This is a genomic window from Rhizobium leguminosarum bv. trifolii WSM2297 (genome assembly GCF_000271845.1).
This window is the reverse complement of the sequence record NZ_JH719393.1, coordinates 834,753-849,200: the sequence shown is the minus strand read 5'-3', so window position 1 is coordinate 849,200 and position 14,448 is coordinate 834,753. Positions and strand designations below refer to the sequence as shown.

Below are 14,448 nucleotides of genomic sequence, written 5' to 3'. Positions count from 1 at the left end.
CTTCTCCTAGCCCCTCTGCCTGGCAGTGGTGATCGCCTGGCCGTCCGCGCCGAATGCCATCAGATGGCGCGTATCGATGAAAACGGAGATGTCCGTGTCCGGGTCGATATTGTGAATGCCGTGCGCAAGCATGACCCAGCGGGTGTCGGCAAATTGCAGATGCACGAAACTTTCCGACCCGGTGATCTCCGAAATCTGGGTCCGTGCTGTCAGCCGCGCCGAATCATCCGTCTGGGCGGTGGGTGCAAGATGATGCGGGTGAAAAGCGATCGTTGCCGGCCCGTCCGGCACGTTCTGAAGATGCGGCGGCACGGCAAAAATCACAGCGCCGTCGCGCAGGAATTTGCCTGCCGATTTGACCAGATCAATAAAATTCAACGGCGGATCGGCGAAGGTTTTCGCCGTCGTCAGATCGATTGGATTGCGGTAGACCTCGATCGTCGGGCCGAACTGTGTGATCCGGCCCTCGTTGAGCGCAGCCGTATTGCCGCCTAGCAACAAGGCTTCGGAGGGTTCCGTCGTGGCATAGACGAAGATCGCGCCGGACTGGGCGAAGATGCGCGGCAATTCCTGCCGCAGTTCCTCGCGCAGCTTGTAGTCGAGATTGGCGAGCGGCTCGTCCATCAGCACAAGGCTGGCATTCTTGACAAGGGCGCGCGCCAACGCGGTGCGCTGCTGCTGACCGCCGGACAGATTGAGCGGCGTGCGATCGAGATAGGGCGTCAGCTTCAAAAGCTCTGCCGCCTTGCGCACGTCACGGTCGATCGTTGCGGCATCCTTGCCGGAGATGCGCATTGGCGACGCGATGTTCTCATAAACGGTCAGCGCCGGATAGTTGATGAATTGCTGGTAGACCATGGCGACGTTGCGCTTCTGCACCGGCATGCCGGTGACATCGGCGCCGTCGAAATGCACCGAGCCGCCTGTGGGACGATCGAGGCCGGCCATCAGCCGCATCAGCGATGTCTTGCCAGACAGCGTCGGCCCGAGCAGCACGTTCAGCGTGCCGCGCTCGAGAACCAGATCGGTCGGATAGATATGATAGTCCGCGCCCACCATCTTGGCGGCGTTTCGCAGTTCCAGCATTCCGATTCCCGTGCCTCCACGCAGCGGGGACCACACGTCGCCTTATCCGGCCATTGCCGGTATGGCAGCCATGTACTCCTCCAGTGACTGAGCCTGCTCCTTGGAAAGGCGCAGACCATCCTTTGTTCTCCTCCACAGCACGTCTTCGCCGTGCCGGGCCCATTCATGTTCGACGAGGTATTTGACTTCGGCCTCGTAGAGATCGCCGCCGAACAGCCGTCCAAGGTCCTCGGCCCCGCTGGCGTCGCCCAGCAGCATCTCGGCCTTGGTGCCGTAGCGGCGCACCAGTCGGCGAGCATGCGAATCCGTCAGGAACGGATAACGCCGTTTCAGCCTGGCGACCTCGGCCTCGTAACCCTTGACTGGAAAATCGCCGCCCGGCAGATGGCTATTTGCCGTCCACGGGGCGCCCTTGACGCCGATTGCGGCACCGATCTTTTCCAGCGCATGTTCGGAAAGCCGGCGATAGGTGGTGAGCTTGCCGCCGAACACGTTGAGCAGCGGCGCAGCACTCCCCTCGCCTTCCAGCTTCAGCACGTAATCGCGCGTTGCCTCCTGCGCCTTCGAGGCGCCGTCGTCATAAAGCGGCCTGACGGCCGAATAGGTCCAGACGATATCCTCAGGTCTGACCGGCTCCTTGAAATATTCCGACGCCGCATTGCAGAGATAGACGGTCTCCTCCTCGGAGATCCGGACATCCTTGGGATCGGCGGTGTAATCGCGGTCGGTGGTGCCGATCAGCGTGAAGTCGCCCTCATAGGGGATGGCGAAGATGATGCGGTTGTCGGGATTCTGGAAGAAATAGGCACGCGGATCGTCGAACTTCTTCTTGACGATGATGTGGCTGCCCTGGACGAGGCGGACATGATGGGCTTCGTTCTGGCCGAAGGCGGAACGGATGACATGATCGACCCAGGGACCGGCGGCATTGACCAGCATCCTTGCCTGATGGCTGTCGTTATGGCCGGTGACCGTATCGGTCGTCTCGATCTGCCACAGGCCATTCTCGCGCCTTGCCGACACCACTTTGGTGCGGGGCATGATCGTCGCCCCCTTGTCGGCGGCGTCGCGGGCGTTCAGCACCACCATGCGGGCATCGTCGACCCAGCCGTCGGAATATTCGAAAGCTTTGGCAAACAGCGCCTTCAGCGGCTTGCCGGCCGGATCGCGGCGCATGTCGAGCACCGATGTCGCCGGCAGCAGCTTGCGGCCGCCGAGATGGTCGTAGAGAAACAGGCCGAGGCGGATCAGCCAGGCCGGGCGGATACCGCCCTTGTGGTAGGGCAGCACGAAGCGCAGCGGCCAGATGATGTGCGGCGCCATCGCCCAGAGGATCTCGCGCTCCATCAGCGATTCACGCACCAGGCGGAACTCGTAATGCTCGAGATAACGCAGGCCGCCATGGATCAGCTTGGTGGCGCCCGACGAGGTGCCGGAGGCAAAATCGTTCATCTCCGCCAGCGCCACGGAATAACCGCGGCCGACGGCATCGCGCGCAATGCCGCAGCCGTTGATGCCGCCTCCGATGACGAATATGTCGTGAATCTCCCGGCCCATTACCCCTCCGAGCCCAATGCCGATTTCGCATCGCACAAAACTTGCGCAATTGCGAAAGTAACAGCAGTTAAAACGAAAGAGATACGAATGTCAAACGAATGTTTGCCGCGGCTTGGCGACCTAGTGTGATCTTGCGTTCGTTTCGATCAGCTTCACATTATTTTCGAGGCAGAGATTGCGGATCGACGGCGCCGGACAGTGATCGGTGATGAAGGTATGAACCTGCGAAAGCTGGCCAATCCTGACCGGTGCTGTGCGCTCGAACTTGGTCGAATCGGCAACGAGAATGACATGCCGGGCATTGGCGATGATCGCCTGGGCGACCTTGACCTCACGAAAATCATAGTCGAGCAGCGCGCCGTCCATATCGATCGCCGACGCGCCGATCACGGCGTAATCGACCTTGAACTGGCGGATGAAATCGACGGCCGCCTCGCCGACAATGCCGCCGTCCGAGCCGCGCACGACCCCGCCGGCGATCACCACCTCGATCGCCGGCAGCAAGCGCAACCTATTGGCGACGTTGATGTTATTGGTGATGACCATCAACTCGTGATGATTGGCGAGCGCCTCGCCCACCGCCTCGGTCGTCGTCCCGATATTGATGAAAAGCGAGGCGCCGCTCGGGATCAGTTCGACCGCAGCCATGCCGATCGCCTGTTTCTCGGAAGCGGCGATCTGACGGCGCGCCTCGTATTTGACGTTTTCGGTGCCGCTCGGGAATGTGGCGCCGCCATGGATGCGTGTCAGCACCTGCGCATCGCAGAGATCGTTCAAGTCCTTGCGGATCGTCTGCGGCGTCACCGAAAAGCGGGAAGCGAGCTCCTCGACCAGGACCCTGCCGCTCGATTTCGCTATTGCGACGATTTCCGTTTGCCGGTCGGTCAAGAACATGAGCACGCACCTTTCGATCTACTTTCGTTTTAAAGAAAGTGAACGCCTGCGCAATGCCTATCTGTCACCTGCTCTCGGCATTTCAGCGGAACTCGCCCTTTTTGTCATGCAAAACTCATCACTTTAAACCTTGCGTCACGGACAACCTGGGGTAGCCAAGCCACGACGATATGCGGCTTTGCGATCAACGCAAGGATCGACGCCACCGGACGTATCCGCTCCGACGGGCCGCCAAGGAAGGTGACGGATATAATCAGGCGGACGAAGGACGCCGCTGTCGTGCGGCGTCCCATCCTTTACGCAGCTCTTGGACGATTAATTCCGCGGGCGGCCTCAACCATAATCCGCAAGCTGTCTGGCTCTTTCACTCCTTGGCGATAGAGCTGCACGAGAATGGCGGCGATGCGCTCGCCCTCCTCGGACGTCGGCTCCACTCCTGCTTCTGACGCGACGATGTCGAAAACACTCTGGCAGACACGCAGGTCGGCAGCGCCGAAGTAATCTGACTTATCGAAATCGGGGGCTTTCATCGTTTTTCCGCGGGCGACGCCATAGGATTCGCCCGCGTCCTCCATCGATCGACGCTTACGCGATCTGCTTCTCACCTTCGATCTGCAGGGGCACCTGTGTCGGCGCGCCATGGCCAATCGCGATCTTGCGTGGCTTCATCGCCTCCGGAATCTCGCGCTTCAGCTCGATGTGCAGCAGTCCGTTCTTCAGAGAAGCGTTTTCCACGCTCACATGGTCCGCAAGCTCAAAACGGCGCTCGAAGCCGCGCGTGGCGATGCCGCGGTGCAGGTATTCCACTTTGACGTCGTCGGCCTTGCCGCCCTTGACGAGAAGCACGTTTCGTTCCTGCGCGATGTCGAGGTCGCCATCCTCGAAGCCGGCGACCGCCATGACAATGCGGTACTCGTTGTCGCCAACCTTGATGATGTCGTAGGGCGGCCAGGCGTCGGCGGCCTGCAGGCGCTGCGGATTGTTGAGCAGCGAAAAAACACGGTCGAAGCCGATGCTGGACCGGTAGAGCGGTGCGAAGTCAAACTCGGTTCTCATGACCAAAACCTCCTAGAAGCGAGATGGAAAGGAACGCGGCGGAAACCTGCGTCCCCGGCTTTCGGCCCCCTTCTGGGCTGCCGACGGCATCGATTTGGTTTTCCGCATTTTCGGTTTCAAGATTGCCATTAGAAAATTTTCGATTTCGCGCTTTGTACGAACCGGACATCTCGTGAAGTCGGACGAACAATCTCTACGGGCATCGCCACGAAGGATTTCGGCAGACACGAAAATCGCGATATCGGATAGCCTGGAAGCTCGGGCGGCTGTCGCAGCTTTTAGGGAAGGACCCGATCGCGCACCTGCCCGAGAAGGTGGTCTGGCGAGAGCACGCTGGGGGATGTCGACCAACAAACACTCCCTTCTGGCAGCGTTCGCGGCCCCATCGGAAGCCTGGCAGGGCAGGTCGAGCCCCTGGCAGGACTAGATCGCCGGCAATCGCAGCGACCGCTCGCCGCCCGAGCGGCCATTATGATTTGGCGCATATCTCGCTTTGCGTCTTCCAACCAGACAGCATGCGCAAAAAGCGCCTCACGTCTGTGCTTGGCCGAGGAGCGCTAAGCAAACATATTGGGACCGATCTCCTCGCTAACTTCTATGATCACATCCGCAGGGACATTGTTCCTCCGGGCCGCGGCGAGAATGGCCTGCGTACTGGGCGCCTCGTAAAGGCAGTAAGTCTTTTTTCTGTCCGCGCTGAGGAACGAAAAAATCCACTTCACTCCTTCCTGATCGTTGATCAGGTTGATTTCCTCGACCCCCTCTTTCGATAGATCGAGTTGTTCTGCAAAGTTTCTTTCAATGATGTAGCGTGGCATGACGAGACCTTCCTCCCACCAAAGCAGCGAACTGTTGGTCTTAGTGCATCGTTGGCTTCAGTCGCTGTTGCAGCCGGACCATTCCCAGCTCGGCTGCGGTTGACCGGGCATCCTCGGATAGCAACATTGCTCTCTTTATCGCGGCCCGGCTACCTATTTTCATTAGCAAGTCTGCATAATCTGCCTGTGTGTGCGCGAGCCACGGCCGCGAGCCGATCGCCGCGTTCATTTCGAGCGCATGCTCAAAGTGCTCCGACGCTTTGTCGAATTCACCCAGCGCCGCTGCCAACACGCCCAGATAGCGGCTGGCCGCGCCGAAGCAAACGGTTGCCATACCGATCGTGACGGTCATCTCCTTGTAGTCGAGCATAAGCTTATAGAGGGTTTTGGCAGCGTCCGCGTCGCCGAGACCGGCGGCGACTTCTGTCAGGAACGAGAGGGACGCACTCCGCTTTCCGTCAAGCGGAAGGGCGAAGCGCGTGCGGGCAAGTTCGCTCAACCTTCGTTGGGCCGCATCCCGGTAGCCCAGGTCAAAGGCAACCAACGCAAAACCTGGCAGCCAGGTGCTTTCCTCCGGGTGTTCCTCAATCAACAGTTTCATGACCGGTGCGACCTCCGAGAGGCGGCTCTGCTCCCGTCGGATCGCGAACATCTGCATGCCGTAAACGCCCTCGGGCGCAGCGCCAAGGGTCTGCATGCCGAGCTTCAGCGCTTCTTCAGCAAGCTCTTCCGCAGCCGCGAACCTTCCATCGAGTATGGCCATCATCGCTCTTGCGATGCGAGCGTAGAACTGGACGTTGAGATGCTGCCGTTTGGTGCCAAGTTCGTCCAGCGCGTCAACCGCCCGATCGGCGCGAGCGCGATCCCCGAGCTCCGTGGAGACATAGGCGTCGACTGAAAGCGCTCGGCTTTGCACATCGTCGTCGTCGATCTCACCCGCGAGGCGTCTTATTTCATCTATGCGAGCGATCCGGTCGTTTCTCTCGCTAACGGACTTGACGGGTGCCGGCGTCAGGAATGGCAGTGCGGAAAGCTCCACGAGCGCAGTCTTGTCGCCAACTCGTCGGGCCAGTTCGATACCTTCACCATGGCACTTTGCGGCGTTCTTGCTGTCGCTCAGGTAGGTGTATGCCCGTGCAAGGCGGCTGAGAAGCTGACACCGTGAACTCTTATCCGCTGGTTCGACCATCTCGAGGGCTTCCTCAAGAAGCGGCACCGTTTCGGCAAGCGAATTCGAGGAGAGGAATTTGGAGCCGTCAAGACCAATCACCGCGCGCACAAAGGCTTGCGTGTCGGCCGCTTTGCGTGCCAATGGGGCGGCCAGCCTGTATTTCGCCAACGAATCCGTCATGCGACCCGCAGCGAATAGAGCGTCGCCGAGTTTCAGGATGGCGGTGAGCAGGTCCCTTTGCCGCTCAGGTCCTTCAGGCAACTGCTCTGCGATTGCCAAGGCATTCTGGAAATGGTCGACCGCCTCGTAGTTGGCTGATTGTGCGAGGGCGCGTTCTCCCGCCTTCATCCAGTAGGGGAGCGCGAGCTCGATCCGTTGCGCTTTCCCGTAGTGCTGGGCGATGAGCTCGGGCTGCGTGGCAGCGACATCGTCATACTGTTCGGCGAGCACCCTGGCGATCTTCTCGTGGAAATGGCGCCGGCGCCGCTTGAGGAGCGATTGGTAGGCCGCATCCTGAATGAGCGCATGTCGAAAAACGAGAGCATCGTGCAAGACGCCGCCTTCGACGACGATCTGGCTGGACTCGAGCTGGTACAGTGCCTTTTCGAGCGCCCGGTCGTCGACGCCTGTGATCTTGGAAAGAAGGCCCCGATCGAATTCCCTGCCTATGACGGCGGCAATTTGCGCGATTTCCTTGGCGGTCGTCGCCAAATGATCGAGACGTGTCATCAGCGAGCCTTGCAGGCTGTCCGGGATCTCTGCGTTAAGCGACGACGGTTTTCCGCTCTCCACGACCGAACGGGTCAACTCCTCGACGAACAGCGGCACTCCGTCCGTTCGCTCTGCAATCCTTTCGGCGAGCTGTTCGGGAATGTCGGAAGCCATGGATTTGATCAGCTCGCGCATCTGTTGTCTGGTCAGGCGCCCGACGGATAGCGTCGTCGCCTGCGCCAGGCCGCTTGCCCAGGCCGCGGTCCATTCCGGTCGATGGGTGACAACGACAAGGGCGGCGGCGCCGTGAAGCCGGCTCACGAGTTCTCTCAGCACTTCGCTGGTGGACGGGTCCATCCAGTGCGCATCCTCGAAAACCATGAGCACCGGTGCGATCCTCGCCGCACGCAGCAAACGGTTCACCAATGTGCGGACGAGAAGTTCCTTGCGCTGGTGGGCTGACAGATCCGGCGGCCTAAACTCGTCGCCGACGTCGAGCGACAGCAGCTCGGCATAGATCGCTCCAACTTCGGAGGGATTTTCGCCGTAGCGGCGAACCAGGGTGAGAAACTTTTCGACGCGCGTGTTCCGGTCATCAGCCGGCGAAAACGACGCGACACGGCTCAGTCGCTCGACGATCGGGTAAAAGGCCGATGTCACGTGATAGGGCGAACACTGCAATCGAATGAGTTCATGCTGTGTCTCTTGCAACTGCTCTTCGAAAGCCTCGACAAGGCGCGATTTCCCGATACCAGCCTCCCCCGACAGGAAGACCGCCTGGCCTTGCCCGGCCTTCGCCAACTCCCACCGGTCGAGCAGCATGCCGATCTCACTGACGCGGCCAACAAATTTCGAAAGCCCGCTCGCATGCGCGGCTTCGAAACGGCTATCCACCTCTCGCTGACCGAGAACTTCGAACAGCGCAATGGGCGAAGTGAAGCCTTTGAGCTCCCGCGTGCCAAGGCTATTGATTTCGAACGACTGCCCGGCGAGGCGTCGGGTGCTGTCGGAGACCACGATCTGACCTGGGGCGGCCGCCGCCTGCAGGCGTGCGGCCAGGTTTGGAGTGTCTCCGGCGATCGATGCACGTTCCTTCGCGCTGCCGTCGGTGTCGCCAACGACCACGCGCCCGGATGCGATGCCGATGCGAGCCTTCAATTGCTGCGCGTTGGGCGACTGCAGGGCGTCGACGGCGGCCATCGCCTCGAGGCCGGCCCGGATTGAACGCTCGGCATGATCCTCGTAGGCCATCGGCCATCCGAAATAGGCAAGCACGCCATCTCCGAGATATTTGGCGACGTAGCCCCCGAAGCGCGTGACGGCGCCGGCGACGCTCTCCTGATAGCGGCGGGTCAACTCGTGCATGTCTTCCGGGTCTAACTGCGCTGACAGCGCTGTCGACCCGACCAGGTCGCAGAACAGCACGCTAAGCAATCGCCGGTCAACCGCAGCTTCGGATACAGCAGTGGCCGAGGCAGGAGGCTGTTCGTCGGAACCTTGATGCGCAAGCCGGTCTATGGCAGCCAGAATAATCTTCCGATGCCCAAGCGAGACGCCGAGTTCCTGGAGGTCGGATTCGGCAAGATGAGGCAGCGCTCTCAGATCGACGTCATTCTCGATGAAGGCGTCGGCGTACTTGCCGAGACCGAGTTGACCTAGCCAATTCTCAATCGTCTGCATCGACGTTGATCCCGCTCCACCGTTCTCAAAAATACCACGAACGCCGGCATCGTACCACGCTGTGCGCAGGAGCTGTTCGTTTTGACGGGTATCGAGGAGGTCTAAACGCCGTGATCGTTGACCGGGCCGCGTCTTGATCCCATTTATGTGCGAATGGCGAAAAACAAGAAGACTGAAACTCCTGCGCTTGTGGAAACGTGGACGCTACCGCCCGCGGCCACTCTAGGCTCTTCGGTGCGCGCCAAGGGAATCCTCTTGGAAATCCGTGCGCGCCTCCCGTCGTCCCTGCGAAAATCGCTCGACATCAGCGGGAGGGTTTTCACGCTGACAATGCCTGAAAGCATGAGGAATGAGTTTCGTCATGCCTCGGCGGTAATTGCGAAATCGCTCGAAGGCATCGAAAGCCTGCCGGTCATCCCGCGCGAAATCGAGGACATCCTCACGATCTCAACGACCGAGAGACGCCGCTGGCTGGAGGACGGCCGCCTGCCCAGCGCCGGGACGCGAACGGTAAAGCTTCGCGGCCGCGCCAGGCAGATCACCTTCCATGTCTTCGAACCACGGATGGTCGAGGACCTGCTCGACCGGGGCGCTGTCGAAGAGTGGCGTGAGAAGGACACCGCGGCCGCCACGGAGAATAGGCGGAGGGCGGCCTACAAGGCAAAGCTGACGCGTTCACTGAAGAAGGACCGTAAGACGACTGCGGCATCGCCAGACCTCGCCGAAGAAGCCTCCGCGAAGCTACGGGGTTGGGAAGAGTTTGGGCGGGACGGGCTGCTCCGCTAGGTCTGGGCGAGACCTGATACCGTCCCGCGGCGAATTTGCGTCTATCGCTTCCGCATCACGTTGACGACGAGCACGCCGAGGATCGCCATAACGCCGCCGACAGCACCGAGCACCGTCGGCGTTTCGCCCAGCCAGACGAATCCGATCAGCGTTGCGACCGGCGGGACGCCATAGAGGAAATTCGAAGCGCGGGCGGCCGACAGCCGCTTCAATGCGATCGCCCAGGTGAGATAGCCGATCGCCGTCGGGAAGATGACGAGATAGGCGACACCCCAGTTCACTTCAGCCGGTGCGGCGGCCAGCGCCAGGATCGTCGCGGGAACGGCCGGAAACAGCGGCACGGAACCGATCAGCAGGATCCAGGCGGTGACGGCCAGTGCGGGCAGCCGCCCGAGCAGCGGCTTCTGCAGCACGCTGGCGATCGCCGAGCAGAGCGCTGCACCAAGGATCATCACGGCGTTCGGATCGAGCTTGAAGCCGTCATCCGAGGCAACCGCGATCAGCGCCACGCCGCCGAAGGAAACCGCAGTGCCCGCCCAGCCCCAGCGACCGAAGCGCTCGCCGAGCGCGAACGTCGCGATGAGAGCGGTGAAGACCGGCATGGTGTTGATGATGAAGCTCGCCGGCCCCGCCGCAACAGTCTGCTCGCCGGTGTTTAGCAGAACCGCATAGGCGGCGATGAAGAGCACGGCGGCAATGGAAAGGCGGACGAAATCGCGTTTTTCCGGCATCGGCCGGTAGATGGCGAGATAGATCAGCGCAATGGCGCCGGCTGCCACATAACGCGCCGTCGCTAGTTCGATCGGCGTCAGCGGTCCGAGACAGATGCGGATCACCACGAAGGAGGACGCCCAGAAGAGGATGGTGACGACGATCGCCGCAAAGGCCACCAGGTCGAACTTGCCTTGCTCTTTCGCCGAAATCGGTGCGCTTGCAGCCATGCTCATTTTCGCCTCCATATGTGCCTGCGCCAATGGATAGGCCTTCGATGCGTGCTTGAAAAGCATCGCAATCGATGATCAAATGTGCCTATGGTTCACAGCTCACCGGTTCTGCCGCCCCTAGACACGCTCGAGACCTTTGCCCGCGCCGCCCGGCTCGGCTCGTTTTCTGCCGCGGCCGAGGAAAGCGGCATCACCCATGGCGCGGTGTCGCGGCAGGTGTCGCGCCTCGAGCGCTGGATGGGTGTGCGCCTGTTTGCCCGCGAGCCCCGCGGCGTTCGCCTGACGCCGGAGGGCATGCGGTTTTTCGCGCGGGCGGAGGAAGCGCTTGCCCTGCTCGGCAATAGCGGCGAGCGCTGGCTGCCTCGTCGCAACAAGGCGGTGGTGCGTCTTTCGGTAACGCCCTCCGTCGCCTCGTTGTGGCTGTTTCAACGTCTGCCGAAGCTCGAAGGGAACGAGTTGCATGTCGAACTGACGCTCGAACACCGGCTGGCGGATTTCGGCGAAGGCACGGACCTTGCCATCCGCTGCGGCAAGGGGCCGTGGGCCGGCGTGCGCGCCCTGCCGCTCTGGCAGGAGAAGTCGTTTCCGATCGCCGCCCCGGTGTTGGCGGAACGGCTCGGCCAGCGTTCCGACGCTCTTTCGCTGCTCGATCTGCCGATCCTCCACGATTCGAATATCGAAGGCTGGCGCCGCTGGCTTTCCCGCGAGGGCGTCGACTATATTCCGCGTGGCCAGGACCGGCGCTTCGAGGACTATAATCTGGTGATCGATGCCTGCGCGCAAGGGCTCGGCATTGCGCTCGCCCGGCCGCCGTTATCGGATGCAGCGTTGGCGACCGGGCGCGTTGTTGCCGTGTCGGAGCGCACACTCGACTATCATGTGGCCTTTCATCTGATCCGGCCGGACGATGCGCTGAGAAGCCCGGCCATCGAATTTGCCGGCCGCTTCCTGCGCGAGGCCGGCCATGACGAGGCGACGATTGCCGCCTTTACGGCGCCCGGCCGCGCGAAAGCGTAAGCCACATGCGGGGCGGCATTCGCTGCTCGCTACTCGGTTGGAAACTGCAGGCGCATTTCCTTCGCCAATTCGAAACCGACGGTCCGATAGACTGGTTCGCCGGCATCCGAGGCATGGAGGACAGCGGTGGTGCAGCCGATCGATTTCAGATAGTCGGCCGCCTTGCTGGTCAGCGCCTGCGCGATGCCGCGCCGGCGGAAGGCGTCCGCAACATAGACGGACCAGATGTAACCGTGCAGCCGCTGTTCTTCCCGGATGATTTCGGGAAACGGCGATTGGTGCAGCTGGCAGGATACGGAACCGGCGATTTCACCCTCGACGACGGCAAGGAACGTGGCCAGGCGGCGCTCTGCGCGGCCGCTTCTGATGAAAGACAATATCCGCGTGGCCGCATCCGGCCGGTAGTGCTCCGGTGGCGTGCCGTAGCTGTCCCAGATCTTCAAATAGTGCCCCACCAGGACTTCGTCCTCGCCGGGCGTTGCCATGCGAATATCCATCATCTCAATCCGGCTTGGAGCAGCCAAAAACGCTCGGCGTTTTGCGTAAGACAAACAGATAGAGCATTTCGATGACTTGAATAAAGCAAAATGCTCTCGGTATGAAAGGTGAGAAATCGAACCTCGGAGGAGGTGACGCCCCCGCCGCGGCGCGGCAGGGAGCGTCAAAAGATAGATCAATTCGCTGACGTCAGCGTCATCGATGCGCTGCCGGCGGCAACATTGAGGCCGAGCTGGCCGGTCAGGCTGACCGTCTGCAGATGAATCGAGCCCGAGGTACCGCCGACCAAAAGATTGGCGCCGACGCCGGCGCCCAGTGTCGCTTCGGCGGTGGCGCCGACATAAAGGCCGGCGAGCGATCCGCGATGATAACCGGCCGTCGGCGCAAACACGGCCCAGATCAGCCGGCTGCGCGTGGTGAAACCGAGATCGATGCCGAGTTTTCTCACTTCGCCGGTATAACGATCCGTGAGCTCGTTGCCGACGGTCGACTGGAAGATGCAATCGGCCTCCTTGGAGGAACCGAGCACATAACCCGTGCCGCCGCCGATATCGCAGGTGAGGTAACCGATCTTCACGCCGTTGCGCAGGTCCGGTTCTTCATAGGTCCTGGTGACCGGGTCGGCGGCGTTGACCGCCGCCGCGCCGATGAGGCTCAACGATACCGCGGCAAACGCCGTCGCAAAAGTCTTATTCATAAGTGTCTCCTTCTCAAATCGTGACGGGAGCAAAATACCCGGCTACTCGCCACCAGATTCGGCTACAGATAACCGGCGGAACCGCAAAACGATCCGGAACCGGCATCCTTTTCGCATCGCCTGTCGAAGTGCCATGGGAGGGCACAAGCGACAAACATGCCTACGGTTCAGCCCCATTGGGACATTTCGAAGGCACTAATTCACGTCATCCGGTTATTTCATGATGTTGTCAGGAATGGTTGCCGGAAAGGCACGCTTGCGATGGGCCTCGTCTTTCCGACCAGATTGCGAGCGCCCTGTTGCCCATTGCGATCGATGGCCGCGCAGGTTGCCATCCGGTGTCTATAGCTGTACTATTTGGAAATATTCTCCCTGCTAGACTGTAACGGCGGGAGAAATGGCATGACTGCTTTGCACTGCCACAGAATGTCCGGTTGCTTTCCGGAATTCTCCTTCTGTTCGAACAGAAATAAAGTCTGAATTCCAGAGATATAATCAGGCGATATTTTCGCAGGGACCGAACAATCGTACACCCACCGATCTCTATTGCAGATGGCGGGTATATTTATCGGGAGGGAAACATGCGCATACGCACGACAAACATCATGCTGGCGGGATGCCTTGCCGTCTCCGGCTGCCAGTCCGGACCGACATCACAGGCGGTCTCGGATCACAATTCCGAATTCGGCTGCATTGCGGGAACCGTCGGCGGCGCGATTGTCGGCGGCCTGATCGGCAGTACGATCGGGGCTGGAACCGGGCAGGTGCTTGCGATCGGCGCCGGCATAGGCGGCGGCGGTTTCGTCGGCAATCGTCTGGCTTGCCGATAATTGGGGCCGATAATGGGGGAAGGATATCAAGCGATGAAAACCCTGGCTTTCGCGACGACACTCATCCTGTGCCAATGCCTTGGGGCAGCAGCACAACAACAGCAGCCCGGATCGATGTATCAGGGCCAGATGGACCGACTCGACGGCAATGCCAGCAAGACGGTCGATCGCTCCGAATACGAAACCTTCATGGGCACGGCGTTCGGAAGCCTCGACAAGAACAAGGACGGCAGCCTGCAGTCCGATGAGACGGTTCAGATCCTGACAGTCGAGCAATTCACTTTGACCGACACCAACCACAATGGCGGCATCAGCCGAAGCGAATTCATGCAGCGGGTCATGGCGGATTTCGCCACAGCCGACCATGACCGTAACGGAAACCTCCAGTGAGAACGGCGGCAAAACGGATGCGGCAATAAAGAAAAACCCGGCGATGTGTTCGCCGGGTTTTTATACTTATTCTATTCGCACTATACTCTGCGCATAAAGCGCATAACGAGCGATACGACGAACAGCACCAGGAAAATGAAGAACAGAACCTGGGCAATAGAAGCTGAAGCCCCTGCTATACCGCCAAATCCGAGGACGCCGGCTATCAAGGCCACAACGAGAAACACCAGAGCGTAATAAAGCATCGCAATCTCCTTTTACGTTGCTGCGGAGATAACGGAGGTCGCCCCATTTGGTTCCCTGTCCCTCTCAG

General features: G+C 60.6%; 15 protein-coding genes. 4 read left to right on the top strand and 11 right to left on the bottom strand.

Going from position 1 to position 14,448, the window contains the following annotated elements:
* Positions 1–6: 6 nt before the first annotated feature.
* The 7 genes from RLEG4DRAFT_RS07765 to RLEG4DRAFT_RS07730 form a co-directional block, all read right to left on the bottom strand.
* A complete protein-coding gene (locus tag RLEG4DRAFT_RS07765) occupies positions 7–1,086 on the bottom strand; it encodes an ABC transporter ATP-binding protein (protein WP_003576673.1) in 1,080 nt (359 codons plus the stop codon).
* A 42-nt stretch (positions 1,087–1,128) separates the two neighbouring features.
* Entirely contained in the window at positions 1,129–2,643 is a 1,515-nt protein-coding gene (gene glpD, locus RLEG4DRAFT_RS07760) for a glycerol-3-phosphate dehydrogenase (protein ID WP_003576672.1), read from the bottom strand.
* Between the two features lie 120 nt (positions 2,644–2,763).
* Entirely contained in the window at positions 2,764–3,537 is a 774-nt protein-coding gene (locus RLEG4DRAFT_RS07755; protein WP_003576671.1) for a DeoR/GlpR family DNA-binding transcription regulator, read from the bottom strand.
* A 296-nt stretch (positions 3,538–3,833) separates the two neighbouring features.
* Entirely contained in the window at positions 3,834–4,067 is a 234-nt protein-coding gene (locus RLEG4DRAFT_RS07745; protein WP_037093469.1) for a hypothetical protein, read from the bottom strand.
* A 55-nt stretch (positions 4,068–4,122) separates the two neighbouring features.
* Positions 4,123–4,593 carry an Hsp20 family protein gene (locus RLEG4DRAFT_RS07740; protein ID WP_003576668.1) on the bottom strand — a complete coding sequence of 157 codons (471 nt, stop codon included), beginning with the start codon at positions 4,591–4,593 and terminating at the stop codon, positions 4,123–4,125.
* A 557-nt stretch (positions 4,594–5,150) separates the two neighbouring features.
* A complete protein-coding gene (locus RLEG4DRAFT_RS07735) occupies positions 5,151–5,411 on the bottom strand; it encodes a DUF4242 domain-containing protein (protein WP_003571824.1) in 261 nt (86 codons plus the stop codon).
* A gap of 40 nt (positions 5,412–5,451) precedes the next feature.
* The gene (locus RLEG4DRAFT_RS07730) at positions 5,452–8,973 is read right to left on the bottom strand and encodes an ATP-binding protein (RefSeq protein ID WP_003576667.1); all 3,522 of its coding nucleotides are present in this window, start codon (positions 8,971–8,973) and stop codon (positions 5,452–5,454) included.
* Positions 8,974–9,126: 153 nt separating this feature from the next.
* Here RLEG4DRAFT_RS07730 and RLEG4DRAFT_RS07725 point away from each other — a divergent pair, with 153 nt between their 5' ends.
* Positions 9,127–9,759 (top strand): hypothetical protein, encoded by a 633-nt coding sequence (locus RLEG4DRAFT_RS07725; protein WP_003576666.1) that lies wholly within the window; start codon positions 9,127–9,129, stop codon positions 9,757–9,759.
* A 41-nt stretch (positions 9,760–9,800) separates the two neighbouring features.
* Here the strand turns inward: RLEG4DRAFT_RS07725 and RLEG4DRAFT_RS07720 are convergent, their stop codons facing one another.
* Positions 9,801–10,718: a DMT family transporter gene (locus RLEG4DRAFT_RS07720; protein WP_171898196.1), complete on the bottom strand. Its 918-nt coding sequence runs from the start codon at positions 10,716–10,718 to the stop codon at positions 9,801–9,803.
* Between the two features lie 72 nt (positions 10,719–10,790).
* Here RLEG4DRAFT_RS07720 and RLEG4DRAFT_RS07715 point away from each other — a divergent pair, with 72 nt between their 5' ends.
* Positions 10,791–11,720 carry a LysR family transcriptional regulator gene (locus RLEG4DRAFT_RS07715; protein ID WP_003576663.1) on the top strand — a complete coding sequence of 310 codons (930 nt, stop codon included), beginning with the start codon at positions 10,791–10,793 and terminating at the stop codon, positions 11,718–11,720.
* 29 nt (positions 11,721–11,749) lie between these two features.
* Here the strand turns inward: RLEG4DRAFT_RS07715 and RLEG4DRAFT_RS07710 are convergent, their stop codons facing one another.
* Together RLEG4DRAFT_RS07710 and RLEG4DRAFT_RS07705 are read right to left on the bottom strand one after the other, a co-directional pair.
* Positions 11,750–12,217 carry a GNAT family N-acetyltransferase gene (locus tag RLEG4DRAFT_RS07710; RefSeq protein ID WP_003576661.1) on the bottom strand — a complete coding sequence of 156 codons (468 nt, stop codon included), beginning with the start codon at positions 12,215–12,217 and terminating at the stop codon, positions 11,750–11,752.
* A 176-nt stretch (positions 12,218–12,393) separates the two neighbouring features.
* Positions 12,394–12,915, bottom strand: a complete 522-nt coding sequence (locus tag RLEG4DRAFT_RS07705; protein ID WP_003576659.1) for a DUF992 domain-containing protein — start codon at positions 12,913–12,915, stop codon at positions 12,394–12,396.
* 581 nt (positions 12,916–13,496) lie between these two features.
* On the opposite strand from RLEG4DRAFT_RS07705, the gene RLEG4DRAFT_RS07700 reads away from it, so the two are divergent.
* Both RLEG4DRAFT_RS07700 and RLEG4DRAFT_RS07695 read left to right on the top strand, forming a co-directional pair.
* Positions 13,497–13,745, top strand: a complete 249-nt coding sequence (locus RLEG4DRAFT_RS07700) for a membrane protein (protein ID WP_003576658.1) — start codon at positions 13,497–13,499, stop codon at positions 13,743–13,745.
* A gap of 33 nt (positions 13,746–13,778) precedes the next feature.
* Positions 13,779–14,135: a hypothetical protein gene (locus tag RLEG4DRAFT_RS07695; RefSeq protein WP_003576657.1), complete on the top strand. Its 357-nt coding sequence runs from the start codon at positions 13,779–13,781 to the stop codon at positions 14,133–14,135.
* An 80-nt stretch (positions 14,136–14,215) separates the two neighbouring features.
* Here RLEG4DRAFT_RS07695 and RLEG4DRAFT_RS38535 read toward each other — a convergent pair whose 3' ends face one another.
* Entirely contained in the window at positions 14,216–14,380 is a 165-nt protein-coding gene (locus tag RLEG4DRAFT_RS38535) for a DUF1328 domain-containing protein (protein ID WP_003571841.1), read from the bottom strand.
* Positions 14,381–14,448 lie beyond the last annotated feature (68 nt).

Bases quoted from the DNA above. Each gene is read 5' to 3' on its own strand.
- RLEG4DRAFT_RS07705 (WP_003576659.1), bottom strand. From the start codon at position 12,915: ATGAATAAGACTTTTGCGACGGCGTTTGCCGCGGTATCGTTGAGCCTC.
- RLEG4DRAFT_RS07720 (WP_171898196.1), bottom strand. From the start codon at position 10,718: ATGGAGGCGAAAATGAGCATGGCTGCAAGCGCACCGATTTCGGCGAAA.
- RLEG4DRAFT_RS07700 (WP_003576658.1), top strand. From the start codon at position 13,497: ATGCGCATACGCACGACAAACATCATGCTGGCGGGATGCCTTGCCGTC.
- RLEG4DRAFT_RS07710 (WP_003576661.1), bottom strand. From the start codon at position 12,217: ATGGATATTCGCATGGCAACGCCCGGCGAGGACGAAGTCCTGGTGGGG.
- RLEG4DRAFT_RS07755 (WP_003576671.1), bottom strand. From the start codon at position 3,537: ATGTTCTTGACCGACCGGCAAACGGAAATCGTCGCAATAGCGAAATCG.
- RLEG4DRAFT_RS07730 (WP_003576667.1), bottom strand. From the start codon at position 8,973: ATGCAGACGATTGAGAATTGGCTAGGTCAACTCGGTCTCGGCAAGTAC.
- RLEG4DRAFT_RS07740 (WP_003576668.1), bottom strand. From the start codon at position 4,593: ATGAGAACCGAGTTTGACTTCGCACCGCTCTACCGGTCCAGCATCGGC.
- RLEG4DRAFT_RS07725 (WP_003576666.1), top strand. From the start codon at position 9,127: ATGGCGAAAAACAAGAAGACTGAAACTCCTGCGCTTGTGGAAACGTGG.
- RLEG4DRAFT_RS07695 (WP_003576657.1), top strand. From the start codon at position 13,779: ATGAAAACCCTGGCTTTCGCGACGACACTCATCCTGTGCCAATGCCTT.
- RLEG4DRAFT_RS07735 (WP_003571824.1), bottom strand. From the start codon at position 5,411: ATGCCACGCTACATCATTGAAAGAAACTTTGCAGAACAACTCGATCTA.
- glpD (WP_003576672.1), bottom strand. From the start codon at position 2,643: ATGGGCCGGGAGATTCACGACATATTCGTCATCGGAGGCGGCATCAAC.
- RLEG4DRAFT_RS07745 (WP_037093469.1), bottom strand. From the start codon at position 4,067: ATGAAAGCCCCCGATTTCGATAAGTCAGATTACTTCGGCGCTGCCGAC.
- RLEG4DRAFT_RS07765 (WP_003576673.1), bottom strand. From the start codon at position 1,086: ATGCTGGAACTGCGAAACGCCGCCAAGATGGTGGGCGCGGACTATCAT.
- RLEG4DRAFT_RS07715 (WP_003576663.1), top strand. From the start codon at position 10,791: ATGGTTCACAGCTCACCGGTTCTGCCGCCCCTAGACACGCTCGAGACC.
- RLEG4DRAFT_RS38535 (WP_003571841.1), bottom strand. From the start codon at position 14,380: ATGCTTTATTACGCTCTGGTGTTTCTCGTTGTGGCCTTGATAGCCGGC.